The sequence below is a fragment of the Chryseobacterium sp. BIGb0232 genome, assembly GCF_024810195.1.
GTDB classification, from domain to species: Bacteria; Bacteroidota; Bacteroidia; order Flavobacteriales; family Weeksellaceae; genus Chryseobacterium; species Chryseobacterium pennae.
In genome coordinates this window covers 110,269-123,636 of record NZ_JANUEH010000015.1, presented here as the reverse complement: position 1 = coordinate 123,636, position 13,368 = coordinate 110,269, and the positions used below count along the sequence as shown (strand labels likewise).

General features: G+C 32.3%; 10 protein-coding genes. 5 read left to right on the top strand and 5 right to left on the bottom strand.

Annotated elements, in window-relative coordinates:
- Positions 1-8 precede the first annotated feature (8 nt).
- Both M2372_RS23905 and M2372_RS23900 read left to right on the top strand, forming a co-directional pair.
- Entirely contained in the window at positions 9-1,778 is a 1,770-nt protein-coding gene (locus M2372_RS23905; protein ID WP_123321591.1) for an MFS transporter, read from the top strand.
- Positions 1,779-1,872: 94 nt separating this feature from the next.
- Entirely contained in the window at positions 1,873-2,829 is a 957-nt protein-coding gene (locus tag M2372_RS23900) for a DUF3810 domain-containing protein (RefSeq protein ID WP_123321590.1), read from the top strand.
- Between the two features lie 488 nt (positions 2,830-3,317).
- Here the strand turns inward: M2372_RS23900 and M2372_RS23895 are convergent, their stop codons facing one another.
- The 5 genes from M2372_RS23895 to M2372_RS23875 all read right to left on the bottom strand — a co-directional run bounded on the left by M2372_RS23895 (position 3,318) and on the right by M2372_RS23875 (position 10,557).
- Entirely contained in the window at positions 3,318-4,154 is an 837-nt protein-coding gene (locus M2372_RS23895; RefSeq protein WP_228455805.1) for a thiopeptide-type bacteriocin biosynthesis protein, read from the bottom strand.
- Between the two features lie 6 nt (positions 4,155-4,160).
- Positions 4,161-6,368 (bottom strand): lantibiotic dehydratase family protein, encoded by a 2,208-nt coding sequence (locus tag M2372_RS23890; protein ID WP_123321588.1) that lies wholly within the window; start codon positions 6,366-6,368, stop codon positions 4,161-4,163.
- Complete coding sequence (locus M2372_RS23885; RefSeq protein ID WP_123321587.1) at positions 6,369-8,552, bottom strand: prolyl oligopeptidase family serine peptidase; 2,184 nt, start codon at positions 8,550-8,552, stop codon at positions 6,369-6,371. It abuts the gene before it with no gap.
- A 9-nt stretch (positions 8,553-8,561) separates the two neighbouring features.
- On the bottom strand, positions 8,562-8,732 hold the full coding sequence (locus M2372_RS23880) for a hypothetical protein (RefSeq protein ID WP_165852322.1): 171 nt from the start codon (positions 8,730-8,732) through the stop codon (positions 8,562-8,564).
- A 124-nt stretch (positions 8,733-8,856) separates the two neighbouring features.
- Complete coding sequence (locus M2372_RS23875; RefSeq protein ID WP_185018989.1) at positions 8,857-10,557, bottom strand: AraC family transcriptional regulator; 1,701 nt, start codon at positions 10,555-10,557, stop codon at positions 8,857-8,859.
- Positions 10,558-11,172: 615 nt separating this feature from the next.
- Here M2372_RS23875 and M2372_RS23870 point away from each other — a divergent pair.
- From M2372_RS23870 to gwsG, 3 genes are all read left to right on the top strand, one after another.
- The gene (locus M2372_RS23870; RefSeq protein WP_123321585.1) at positions 11,173-11,376 is read left to right on the top strand and encodes a TIGR04139 family peptide modification target; all 204 of its coding nucleotides are present in this window, start codon (positions 11,173-11,175) and stop codon (positions 11,374-11,376) included.
- A gap of 72 nt (positions 11,377-11,448) precedes the next feature.
- The gene (locus tag M2372_RS23865; RefSeq protein ID WP_123321584.1) at positions 11,449-12,321 is read left to right on the top strand and encodes a hypothetical protein; all 873 of its coding nucleotides are present in this window, start codon (positions 11,449-11,451) and stop codon (positions 12,319-12,321) included.
- The gene (gene gwsG, locus M2372_RS23860) at positions 12,299-13,201 is read left to right on the top strand and encodes a grasp-with-spasm system ATP-grasp peptide maturase (protein WP_123321583.1); all 903 of its coding nucleotides are present in this window, start codon (positions 12,299-12,301) and stop codon (positions 13,199-13,201) included. The genes M2372_RS23865 and gwsG overlap by 23 nt, the downstream gene beginning before the upstream one ends.
- Positions 13,202-13,368: the final 167 nt, after the last annotated feature.

Sequence of the window (13,368 nt, the reverse complement as noted above, 5' to 3'; positions counted from 1 at the left end):
AATAAAATATGTCAAAAACCAACCAGCCGACTAATTACCCGGCACTGTACACACTTGTACTTGTATTTTTTTTCTGGGGTTTTATTGCTGCCGGCAATAGTATTTTCATCCCTTTTTGTAAAAACTATTTTTCTCTCGACCAGTTTCAGTCCCAGTTAATAGATTTTGCCTTTTATACTGCTTATTTTTTGGGAGCGTTGTTGCTTTTTATATTCAGTACGATAAAAGGAGTGGATCTTATCGGGAAATGGGGTTATAAAAAGAGTATTGTCTACGGGCTACTGCTCTCTGCCCTTGGTGCAGCAATCATGATTATTGCAGTGAAAAGCAATGTTTATTATGGTATGCTCATCGGACTTTTTGTGGTTGCATTAGGTTTCTCCATTCAGCAGACTGCAGCGAATCCTTTTGCCGTGTTATTGGGAGATCCTAAAACCGGAGCCAGCAGACAGAATCTTGCAGGAGGAATCAACTCTTTTGGTACCTCTATCGGGCCAATTATTGTTGGTTTGGCACTTTTCGGAACGACGGCTACAGTAGATGATGACCAAATCAAGCATCTGGCTCTTGATAAGGTAATCCTTCTTTATACAGCAGTAGGAGCTCTTTTCCTTATTGCTGCAGGGATTTTCTACTTTTCAAAGAAACTTCCTGACGGAATTTCCACAGAACCTATGGAAAAGGCTGGTAAAGCAAGAAAAACATTGATTGCAATGACTATTCTTGTTATCCTTTTCTTTATTCCTGTATTCAATAGCTATAATTCTGAAGAAGCTAAAAGTATTGAAACTTTAGGCAATGAGATTACTGTATTAGACAAAACTCTTGAAAAGGAAACTGATGCAGCAAAAATTACAGAAATCAAGCAACACATTACAGATAAGAAAACAGAACTGGAAACCATCAAACATCCATTGGAGAAACAAAGAATGATGTATCTTGGAGGCGCATTGCTTTCTGTAATTATCTGTCTTATTTTCGCCAATTCCAGTGCCAAGAAAAATACAGAAGGCTGGGGAGCTATGAGATATCCGCAGCTTGTACTGGGAATGCTTGCCATCCTGGCTTATGTAGGAGTAGAAGTTGCCATAGGAAGTAACCTTGGAGAACTTTTAAGTATGCCTGAATTCGGAGGGCACCAGTCTTCAGATCTTGCGCCCTATATTTCTATGTATTGGGGAAGCTTAATGATCGGAAGATGGACAGGTGCAATCAGTGTTTTCAGCTTAAGCAAGCAACAGCAGACTATTGCGACCATCATTGTCCCTTTCGTTGCTTTTTCGGTGATTATCGGAATCAATACGATTGCTCAAAAAGATATGTCTCACCTGTATTTCTATGCGATCTGTGTGGCTATTCAGGTTATATTATTCCTTATCAGTAAAAACAAACCTGCCGTTACGCTTATTATTTTTGGATTATTTGGGACTGCAGCAATGATTACAGGATTATTGACTACTGGAAATGTTGCGATCTACGCATTCCTTTCCGGAGGTCTTGCCTGCAGTATCATGTGGCCTTCAATCTTTACATTAGCGATTACCGGTTTAGGAAAATATACAGCTCAGGGATCAGCATTCCTGGTTATGATGATCCTGGGAGGAGGTATTATTCCGCCGCTTCAGGGTAAGCTTGCTGACATTATCGGAATTCACAATTCTTACGTAATTCCTGTTTTGTGTTTTGTGTACATTACTGTATTTGCTTATTTGGCTAAAAAATCTTTATTTAGACAAGGAATTAATGTTGACGTTTTAGAATCCGAAGGTGCTCACTAAAAATAGACTATTTATATATAAGAAGAAGAGATTTTGGGCAGGTATATTACTTGCCCAATTTCTTTTGTTTTATGGTTTCTCAAAATCATCGGTAATGATCTCTTTCTTTGAACGTTTTTTTGAACTTCAGAAAGAGTTTCATCAGATGGCATTCAGCTGGCTTTCTTTTTCAGCGGGAGACGTCATCTATGTATTATTGGGAATTGTTCTTTTATACAGCCTTACTGGCTTATTTAAGAAGGAATACAGAGACTCTTCTATACGGAGAATTCTGATCATAGGAAATCTCTTTTATTTTACCTATCAGCTATTCTGGGGAATGCTTTACTTCCAGACTCCTATTATTAAAAAACTTTCCAGACAGGATACACCTGAAATAGAAAAAGCAAAAAAGCTGGCCTTACAGTATCTTGAAAAATGTAAGCTCACCCGGGCATCGGTACAGGAAGACCATAATGGTATTTTCATTGTCAGCAATCTGAAAGCTGTACAACAGGAGATCCTTTTTCAGCAAACCAGACTTCCCCAATATATTTCTGATAAAAAAGCAACTCAGATCCTCTCCGTTAAGCCCAGTTTATTTAAAAATGTAATGAGTTTCACAGGGATATTGGGATACTATAATCCTTTTACTGCGGAAGCACAATATAACGCTGAATTACCCCACACTTTTATTCCTTTCACAACAGCTCATGAAAGTTCTCACCAATTAGGCTTTGCCAGAGAACAGGAGGCTAATTTCATCGGCTATCTGATAGGAATCCATTCCGGTAATCCAGACTTAAAATACAGCACCGAATATTTTACCTTAAAAAGCCTTTTACGATTTATCGTTGAAAATGATCCTGAGTTTGTAAAATCTGTTATCCGTAATTATTCCTCTGGTATGAAGAGAGACCGTGCTTATGAGAGAAGCTTCATATTCAGACATCAGGGTTGGCTGGATGACTTCTTTGGATTTACCAATAATATATTCCTGAAAAGTAATCAACAGGAAGGTTCTGTTACTTACTCCTACTTTATTGATCTCCTTTTAAACTACGAAAAATAGACATAAAAAAAAAGAATCGTATCAGGCGATACGATTCTAAAAACACAAATGATGAAAAAAAATTTATTACCTTGACTTGTTCCCTCATTCAAGGCGATGTAAAAGTACGACATATTTTATAAATACAAAAACATTTCTTTTCTTTTTTAAAACTTTATGAAAACTTTATGATTTTTTAAGTTTTTTTGAGTTCGTCCATAACTATTATGAATTACAATCACGCCTCACGTATGGTATTAAAATAATAAACAAATTATAGTTAAACTACGAAAAATTTACAAAATCACACATTTAACTAAACATAAAACATTCCATTTATTCAATATTTTTAGTGAGTAAAAAATTAGAGTTATTCTTCTGAAAATTAAAAATATCTCTACTATTCCTATCTTTCTATTTCGTTCAATTTTCCTAGTATTTTTAATAAAGATTGAACTTTAAATTATCATAGTAAATGGACTGATATTATGCAGTAAATACCATCCATATTATATTGTTCCGTTGTTTTTAAAAACAAGAGTCTTATAGTATCTGAACAAATAATCATAGATAATCATTTCAAACAGTCGTTGATTGGAAACAAATATTCGATTGATGTGCATATGAAATACACTGAAAAAAAAGCTCTGAAGAGCATCTGAATGACATTTTATATGTTTCAGGGTTTCTCCAGATTCATTAATATTATCCAAAATAACATTCCTAAAAGGACTATACTCCTCTGATTCTACAAACTCCAGGTAGTTTATAATAAATACTCTGTATTTTTTATCCAGCTGATGGTTCAGCTTTTTATCTGCATTGAACTCCTGTTTAAAAGCAAGATTACGCTCTGTGATCCAGCTTAGTTTTTCCTGGATGGGCAGTCCTAGGCATTCTAATATCTTATCAATATAGTAAAGGGACACCATAATTTTTTCTTCATCATCAAAATGAAGGTATTCATACACTATGCTCTCACTACTCTTCCAAAATAAAAACTCAGCTTCTTCCATTGTTGCTTCTCCATACCGCTCAATTTCCCGCTGATAAATATCTATTATAAATTCCGATATTTCCCCGGAATTCCTATATTCCTCCAAATAATCATTGAGTAATGATAGAACCTTACCGAAATGCTTAAGGTATGAAAGTTCAAAACGAAGCCTAAGATGAATCTTTGGATCATTATAACGGATAAAAAACCATTTTTTAATTAACCCTTCCTCTTTAAGTTGCTGTAATAAAGGAAGTAAAGCTTCTTCCAAAATAATATCCGCAGTTTTTACACCTGTATAAATTTTGACATACAGCCACTCACTTCCGGGAATAAACTTTTTTTTCATCAAAATTTATTTTAGTTTATACATTGGAAAAACAAACTCATGTTTAAAGTCTTGATTCTCATTAAAAAGAAACTCTTCGATCATGATTATTTTTTTCTTTTTAACCGTCAGAATAAAAAGCTTACCCATATCATAATTTTCTAAATTGATGGTTAATGTATTATCAGATTCAGTCCATTGTATCCATGCTGGAATTTTCATTTTGGTTCTCCAATGTTTTAATTCGGATAAAAAGTTCTCTTTATCTAAAATCATCGGTTCCAAAAAGACAATATCTTTATCAGATATCCTCCAGGCAGCCTTTGTAAGGATAATATTTTTATATTCTACTCTTGGCAGGAATTTGTAAATATCCTTTAGCCCACCCCAATTAAAATGTATCCCGTTTCTTAATTCCTGGGAATAAAGATCGGAAAGGAAATAATAAACAGGTAAGGTATTATAAAAATAGTTATGGGCATTGGTAAGATAGGGCCTTATTTCTTTATTAAGTTTTTTGGACCGTAAAACAATTCTATTATTTTTCAACGAAATATAAAGATCATCCACGGCTATTTGATGATCTTCCCGTAATACAGACTGTGCCATGTAAGGAATCTCGTAATTTCTTATTGTAGGCCTTCTGACCACATTTCCTATTCTTGCTTCCGGTAAGTGAATCACTTCTGCTAAAATATACTCAGGATTCAGACTTTCCTCTTTCTGTGCAATGGCTTTTGTCAGGTTATGTATTTCAGATTTTTCAGAACAGAACCTCGCTAACAGATTGGCAGCACTACTTCCGGAACTTCCATTTAAAAATAATTTTTCTTTACCGTTGTCTGATATAATTTCAGTCAAAAAAGAAATTGTATCAGGCAGATCATCCCAGTTTTCATCCAATTCTTTAAAATCATCATCCAATAATTCTATTTTATATTGGTTTTCCCATAAAGCATTCTGCAATTTATCATTAAGAATCTTTTGAACCAGATTAAATTCAATATTAATCCTTTTATTTTTTTCAGAAAGCGGCAGTTCTAAATCATCTAAATAAGAATGAATCCCTTTTAACGGGCTATTTTGTTTGTAACCAATACCAATTTCAGAATCAAGAACATACTGTAAAGAGACTTCCTGCGCCTCAAACCGCTCATTAAAAGCTTTTTTGAATTTTTCTAAACGGGTATCTGTTACAGCTAAGTTTATTTTGTTCAAAAAGCTAAAGGCACTTTTAAGTTCTTTTTTCCAGAAAGGTAATAAAGTCAATTGATCTTTGCGGTATAAGTCAGTTTGAAAAAGATACTTCTGTTCATATTCTATCCCAAAAGATTTAATGAGTTTTTCAATCTCCGCATAATCAGAGATCGAATTGCCGATATTCTGATCTAGTGCATAAAGTTTATCTTTTATAGAAATCAAAATATCAGTCTCATTTACCTGAAGTCTTTGTAAAACAGAAATGAGAGTATCCAAAAAATCTCCTCCAGAAACATTAGGTTCGATCTCACTGGTAAGCACTTGATTATCGATCAGCTCTTCTATAAATTCTGATGCATCCTCTCTGGTTATTTCATCTGTAATCAGGATCTCCGTAAGCTCCTGTACAGTTTTCCCCTTTTTTGAAAATTCTAATACAGACTGTAATTCTTCAGAAAGGCGGGCTGACGATATGATATAATCTCTTTTCCCACCTGAATATTGATATTCAATATAGCGGATTTTTGTTCCTACTTTATAAATCGTATTATTAGGATAAAACAAAAGTTTATCTCTTATCCCCTGTTTTTTTACAAAATATTGAGCTAAAGTCACAAGAAAATACATATCTAATTTGGTATCCCGAATTAAATAATCTGTATTCACGCTATCTTCATACAACACTCTCCTTTCATCATCTTGATTAAATTTGCCCAAACCAGCTCCGGAAAATAAGCCGAATGGTGTACAACGGGTACTCATTCGGCTATAGTATTTTAATAAAGTATGTTTTAGTTTTTGGTGTTCTTTTGGTGGAAATAGTTTTTCTGTCTGAAGCCATTCTGTAATTTCCTCATATAAATCAGGAGAAGCCAAATAAATTGCTTCCAGAAAAACAGAATCATCAGCAAGTTTATTTTTTAATTCTTCATCAGAAATTTCATCTTTATTTACCGCTTCAAGAAATTTCTTACATGAAAATAAAGGAGTACGTACAATATATTCTTCGAAAAACTGATAAGGAAAGCGAGACATTTATTTTTTTATTTCTTCTTTTAACTGGTAGTCCGGATGACCTAGTTGCCAGAAGGCAAAAGCGAATACATCAGCTAAATTATTATATTTTTGCTTTAAAGGGAGGTCACGTTCACCATGGCCACCACTATAATCTACTTTAAGTAATACGGGATGATCAGATGTGTTATATTCTTGCAATTTCGCTGCAAATTTTGTTGACATCCATGGAGAAACTCTTGGATCATTTATTCCCGTTGTAATAAAAGTTGCAGGATATTTTTCTCCTTTTTTCAAATGATGATATGCATCCATTTCATATAATGCACTGAATTCGGATTTAATATTTTTAGAACCGAATTCTTTGGCACTATTTAATCCATTTGGTGTTGCTTCAAGTCTTAAAGTATTTACCATTCCGGCCGTTAAGATCGCTACCTTAAATAGGTCTGCCCTTTCTGTCATAGCCCTTCCAATAGTAATTCCCCCTGCACTTTGCCCCCAAATTGCTATTTTATTACTGGACGTATAATTTTCATGAATCATATATTCGGCACAGGCAATCAAGTCCCTCCAGGAGTTGGGTTTAGTTTCCTTAAAACCTCCCAAATGCCATGATTCTCCTTTTTCAGCACCACCTCTGACATGAGCAATAGCTGCAATTCCACCTTTTAATGCCCAAAGCATAAACGTCATATCTAAAAAAGGACTGTTATTTACTCCGTAAGCTCCATATGCATCTATTAAAAGAGGATTGTTTTTGTCTTTTTTAATATCCTTTCTATATAGTAAGGAAAACGGAATATCCTGTCCATCATGAGATTTCACAATAATTTCTTTTACTATAATATCTTTGAATTCCGGATATTCTACAATCGGAGCCAGATTTTCAGGAATAAATTTCTTTATTACCGAATCAAATTTAAAGCGTTCATTGTCATTTTTCCATCCTGTACAGTTTATCCAAAAATCATTGGAATAGCTATCCTGGGTAGTTACTGCAATATCACCGGATGGAAATGGCAACATCAAGTTTTCAACTTTCCCTTTTTGATACAGATACAGTTTGGACTCAACACCATTTTTTGAACTGTTAAAAACAAAGCCATTTTTAATTTGGTATAAACCATTGATCTCTTCATCAGGGATATTAGAAACTATAATATCCGGATTTTTAAAATCTGGATTTTTCAATGATGTGCAATAAATTGCATTGGCTCCATTCTTTTTTGAAATATAAATTATACTATCATTTTTTAGAATAAAGCCATCAATTTTTTCTTCTTTAGTAAATAGAAGTTTCCATTGATTTTTTTTACTAATAAGATTTGTGGGTTTAAAATAAGTATCATTAAAATTTGTAGCTCCAGCCATAGAACCAAATAAAAATTGGCTTTCTTTGGTAGGAAGCTTAACTATAGGATAATCTTCAGCACTTATTTTTAAATCCGGATTGTTTTTTTTTGATAATAGAACATTCAGCTCTTTGGGATTCTGCCCTATTGCATGAACAACGGCCTGCATGTTTTTCATAAATAGATCTGAGGCTGGATCTGTTACTGGAAATTGAAGATAAATAAAGCTATTATTATCAGAAAGCCAAGAAATACCGCCTCCGTTTGTTGGCCAGCAATTAGTAATAAGGTCAGAAAGTACTTTTTGAGATTTTACATCGTAAATGATCATTTCAGAAACCTCTTTCCCACTTTCCGTTAATGAGATCGCTATCTTTGAGCCATCATAATTAGGCTTTATATAATTGATTACATATTTTTTATGAGTATCCGGTTTGTAATTTTCAGGATTAAAAATTTCTGTTTCTATCCCTTTAAATGATTTCCTATAATATAGTTTCGTAGTATTTTCATCCGGCTTCTTCTTTAAATAGAAATAAAAATCATTTTCCGTAATATTAATTTTATCTACGGAAAATGATTTTTGTTGATCAAATTCTAATCTTTTGTCAATATAATATTGCCTATTAGGAATTTTTTGAAGTATTGAATTTGAATAATTAGTTTGTGAGTGCATCCAATTAATAACCGAAGGATCTTTCAAATTTTCTAAATTTCTATACTCATCAGCTATTTTGACTCCAAAGTAATCATCGGTAGATGTAACTGATGGTGCTAAATTACTTTTTTGGGCAGTAATTATTCCAAAAATGAAATTGATAAAAAAAAAGAGAATTGATCGACAGGTCATATACACAAATTATCTTGTTTTCCCTGTTCCTGTTGGCTCTCCTTCACCTTCTAAATCAGTATTTAGGTTATATCCTCCTACACCTGCATAGCCTCCTTTTATTATTTTAGCATTACTAATTCTAACCATTTGTAATTTCTCCAATGAAATTTTCTTTTCTGCTTGTTTCTTATTTTTCATAACGTACTCTATTTTTTTATTTACAAAGAAATAAAGATATATATATTTTTTCAAAAAAAAGATACCGAAATTTATAAATTTCGTATCCAAAAAACGTATAAAAAGCTAATAATCAACATTAAAGCTATTTATTATTTTCCTGTAAGGCTTTCATAAAATAAGAAGGCAATGTATCTGTTATTTTCTTAAAAGCATTGGTAAAAGACTCCACATTATTGTATCCGGCTTCATCAGCAATGGCAGCTATGGTAAGTTTCTGTAGATTTTTATTTGTTTTTAATTCACTGACAATATATTGAATCCTTAACGCATTCAGATATTGTGAAAAGTTTTGTCCTTTCAATTCGTTTACTGATCTTGATAAATAGGCTCTGTTTGTATTAAATTCCTTAGATAAAAGATCTAAATTAATTTTCTTATCTAAGAATCTCTTTTCTATTTCAAATTCATTTAACTGCCTGCTTAGTTGTTCCAGCTTATCGTTTGACAATGTTGCTTTAGGTTTCTCTTTTTGAAAATCTACTGTTTCAATACTATTAGTAGGAGGAGGAGGACTAACTGGATATTCTGTGAGTAAATCAGCTTTATTCTGGTAGTTTTTTAATTTTTTCCTGTTTTCCTTGTATAAATAAACCAAATATATCATGATTCCTCCGACTATTCCCAGGATCCAAAATAAAGTATAGTTCTTCGAGTTTAAATCTGAAATTAATATTTCTTTTTCTTTTAAAAGAAGCGGGGTATCATATTTATTATTTATTTCAGTAGTTAAAAGCTTATTATTTTTACTTAAAATACTATCTACAGACAACAAATGTTCAATATAAAACAATTGTTTTTCTTTATTTCCTGTTTTTTTATAATATTCTATCAGTATTGGGTACGTATTTCGTAACTCGTAAGATACATTTTTCGTTTTAGTAATGATAGAATCCACTTTTTCAAATCTATCTAAAAACTTTTCATTATTTGCATGATATAAAATCTTACCTATATAATATTCAACTAAAGCAATGTTTTGAACATTATTGGGGTTTTCTTTAAAAAGTTGAGACGCTTCATTTAAGATTGGCAAAGCGAGATTATAGTTTGCCTGTTTAAAAGTATTGATACCTAAAACCAGTGATAAAGAAGCATAAAGATCCTTATCCTTACTTTTTAAATTTTGTTCAAATCCCCGTTTCACATAATAATTTGAAGAATCCAGCTTATTACTTACATGATAGGCATAGGCTAGATTATATAAACATTTTTCGTAATTGATATCATTCGTTAATTTATTTTTTTCCAAATATTGCTTATAGCCTAATAATAAATTCAAAGCTTCCCGATAATCTTCTAATTCAAGCTTCAGTAAACCTATACAGGAATTAATATTATAAAAAATTTCACTTCCTTTTTTAGCATAGTTTTTAGCTATCAGGTAATTATCTAATGATTTTGAATACTCAGCTGTATAGTAATAATAAACTCCTTTATTTCGATAAGCTTTTGATAAATATTCGGAGTCCTGTATTTTTTTTGACACAGTAATCATACTGTCCAGGTACAATAATGCTGATTTATCATTATTCAGCTGGTATAACATCTGATATCCTTCAGCGATTTTCTCGTTATTTCTATTCTTTTTCCCTTCTACAAGGGCTGTATTGGCATAGACTTCAGCTTTAGTTTTATCGGTATAAAGAGTTTTTTTGAAAGAGTTTTCTACTTGTTTAATATTTTTATTTCTCAGAGAATCAGGAATATGAAATCCTTTTATACTTTGTGAAAAATATAAATTCTGGCAAAGAATCAAGAAGTAAATAAAGATTTTCTTTTGCATACAAGGTCTTAATACACAAAAATACATATTTAAAAGTTTCTCTTATACAAGCAAACAACAAAATAAAATGGCTCACTCAAAAGTTAACAACTGAAATCTCCTTTTATTATTATAAACATTGAGCAGTACCCATTTCTTCCAATCTAAAGAATATATACTTTCGGTATTCTTTTTAACAAGAATCTCGCTTCTTTTACCCTCTGATTTATTTTTTTGCATTTCCAATGATATTCTGCTTTTAATTGATAGACTATATAGCTGGATTCTTAGTTAAATTCTTTCTTATTTTACGAATAAATGATACTCTTTCACTTAGCCTCCCGTTGTCTTTACAAATACAGAATCAAAAACACAAAACACTGACAATCAAACACTAAAAAGCCATTTTTTTATCTGAATTTATAAATATACTATTAGTTTTTCCCGAAATTTATAAATTCAGACATACTTTCCTTGTGTCATTAAAAAAGCACATGCATCTTTGTCTCAGGTAAAAACACAATGATTTATTTTTTTGTATGTGTACAGTACAAAATATAAATATATGGGCTGATCAGCACCTTCCCATGCCAGGGATAAATGGCAAGTAAATATTAATACAAAAAAATTTTAACAATGAAAAAATTAACAGGAATGAAGAAAGGATTTTCTTCTCTAGAAAACAAAAAACTTAAAAGAGACGATTTAAAAGTGATTGATGGTAGCTTAAGATCTTATGCTATCGAATCTAGTGCTGCAGTTACAACACCAGGATGCTATGAAGCAGACCATTATTCTTCTAACGGAGGTTCTTATATTGGTAGACTAGAAGTTTGCTAAGCATATGAATAAAGGAAAAGGGAGGGTGAATTTCCCTCCTTTTTATCCATATATCATTAAATTGAATTGTTTATGAAAATTTCACCGTCAATAAGATATAGTCTCTCTCTTATCATTTTATTATTCCTTACCTCTTGTAAAAAGAACTATATCACTTATTATAACAGAATTAATGATGCCGACAGCATATACAGGTTAGCTAACAATCCTAAGCTAGCTGTAGAAGAGTATCGGGAAATTTTCAAAGATTATGCTCCTAAAAATCAGGACCGTATTGAAGAATATGCGACTTATATAACTCTTGCTGACCAGTATCATGAAGACTTTGGTGGAAAAAAAAGTCTTTATCAATTGATTTCTCTGTTAGCTCCTTATGGTGAAGAATACAAAAAATATTTACCCCTTTTTAATAAATATGGAATAGACAATCCATCTGTAGAACAAAAAATCACAGAATGGAAACAAGGACTGGATAAAAAACTGGTTGATTCTTTTAAGATTGCCCTACAAAGGGACCAGATGGGACGTCCCCTTGATACAGCATTAACCAGAAAGAATGTGGAGAAAAATGCAAAACTTCTGATATGGACCTTTAAAAATCATGGATTTCCAACACCTGAAAAGATAGGCTGGTTTCCAATGCCAACCTTTATCACTCATATGGTTGAATCCAAAAAAGACTATCCTTTTATAAAGGAAAAATTATTGGAATATGTAAAATCGGGAGACCTTTCACCTCGTGATTATGCACGAATGGATGACACTTACTTAGGAGCCCATAAACAAATCACACTCTACGGTTTTAATATGATCCCTGTAAAAGACAGTGCACAGACCAACCGTAACCGGAAAACCCTGGGCATCCCAAGCATGAAGCATAGCTCCAAAATAAGAAAAGATTTTTTTAAAAAACTAAAACAGAATGATTCTCATAATATCGAATAACGGAGACTCTACCACTACAAGAGTTGTCAAATATCTTTCAGCAATGGGAAAGAAGTTTATTCGTGTTCATGAAGATGAGTTTTTTGAAATTAAAACAGATAAAAAAAGAATGTATCTGGCCAGTGAGAGAAACAAATTTTTCCTGGATGAGATTACAAGTACATGGTACAGAAGAGGAGGACTAAAATTCAAACGTCTTTACTATGATAATAATGCTGCCAACCACCATATGGATGAACATCAGCACTGGCTTGAAGATTACGTGATAAAAAAACTGGAATCACAAAAGACTATTAATAAACAAAGTAACAATCACGTCAATAAACTCCTGGTTCTGGAACAGGCAAAAAAAACAGGATTAGATGTTCCTGAATATTTTTTAGCAGAAAATACAGATGAAGTCATTATCAATGAAACCATTACAAAACCTATTACAGAAAATGTGATATTAGATTCTGTCGATAGAAATTTCAACGGCATCATTTACACTTCAGTAGTACAGGAAAAAGAGAAAGAAGATTTTTTTATCACATTTTTTCAGGAAAAAATTGAAAAAGATTTTGAAATAAGAACTTTTTATCTGGATGGTAAAATGTGGTCTACCGCTATTATTTCTCAAAATGACGAGCAGACTAAAACCGATTTCAGAAAATATAATTATAAAAAACCCAACAGAAAGGTGCGATATCAACTTCCTGAAGATATAGAAAAAAAAACACACCAGCTCATGCAATCGCTGGACTTAAGCTGTGGCTCAATAGACTTTATAAAAAGTGGGGATACCTTCTATTTCCTGGAAGTAAATCCTACGGGGCAGTTCTTAGGACTATCAGAAATCTGCAACTACTCATTGGAAAAAGAAATAGCACAATATTTATGAAAAAATTATTTAAAGAAGAAAAGAATAAATTACCTCTTACCTTTAAATTTATTGAGAAGTTGGGCTCTAAAAAATCCAATGATAAGGAAAGCATTAGCACAAACTATATAAAGTGTGAAACTTATCAGACGGATTATCTTATGAGGGAAAGACCAATAAAAGCACTT

Excerpts from the sequence above, each read along its gene's own strand:
- M2372_RS23905 (WP_123321591.1), top strand. The coding sequence starts at position 9 with ATGTCAAAAACCAACCAGCCGACTAATTACCCGGCACTGTACACACTT.
- M2372_RS23900 (WP_123321590.1), top strand. The coding sequence starts at position 1,873 with ATGATCTCTTTCTTTGAACGTTTTTTTGAACTTCAGAAAGAGTTTCAT.
- M2372_RS23895 (WP_228455805.1), bottom strand. The coding sequence starts at position 4,154 with ATGAAAAAAAAGTTTATTCCCGGAAGTGAGTGGCTGTATGTCAAAATT.
- M2372_RS23890 (WP_123321588.1), bottom strand. The coding sequence starts at position 6,368 with ATGTCTCGCTTTCCTTATCAGTTTTTCGAAGAATATATTGTACGTACT.
- M2372_RS23885 (WP_123321587.1), bottom strand. The coding sequence starts at position 8,552 with ATGACCTGTCGATCAATTCTCTTTTTTTTTATCAATTTCATTTTTGGA.
- M2372_RS23880 (WP_165852322.1), bottom strand. The coding sequence starts at position 8,732 with ATGAAAAATAAGAAACAAGCAGAAAAGAAAATTTCATTGGAGAAATTA.
- M2372_RS23875 (WP_185018989.1), bottom strand. The coding sequence starts at position 10,557 with ATGCAAAAGAAAATCTTTATTTACTTCTTGATTCTTTGCCAGAATTTA.
- M2372_RS23870 (WP_123321585.1), top strand. The coding sequence starts at position 11,173 with ATGAAAAAATTAACAGGAATGAAGAAAGGATTTTCTTCTCTAGAAAAC.
- M2372_RS23865 (WP_123321584.1), top strand. The coding sequence starts at position 11,449 with ATGAAAATTTCACCGTCAATAAGATATAGTCTCTCTCTTATCATTTTA.
- gwsG (WP_123321583.1), top strand. The coding sequence starts at position 12,299 with ATGATTCTCATAATATCGAATAACGGAGACTCTACCACTACAAGAGTT.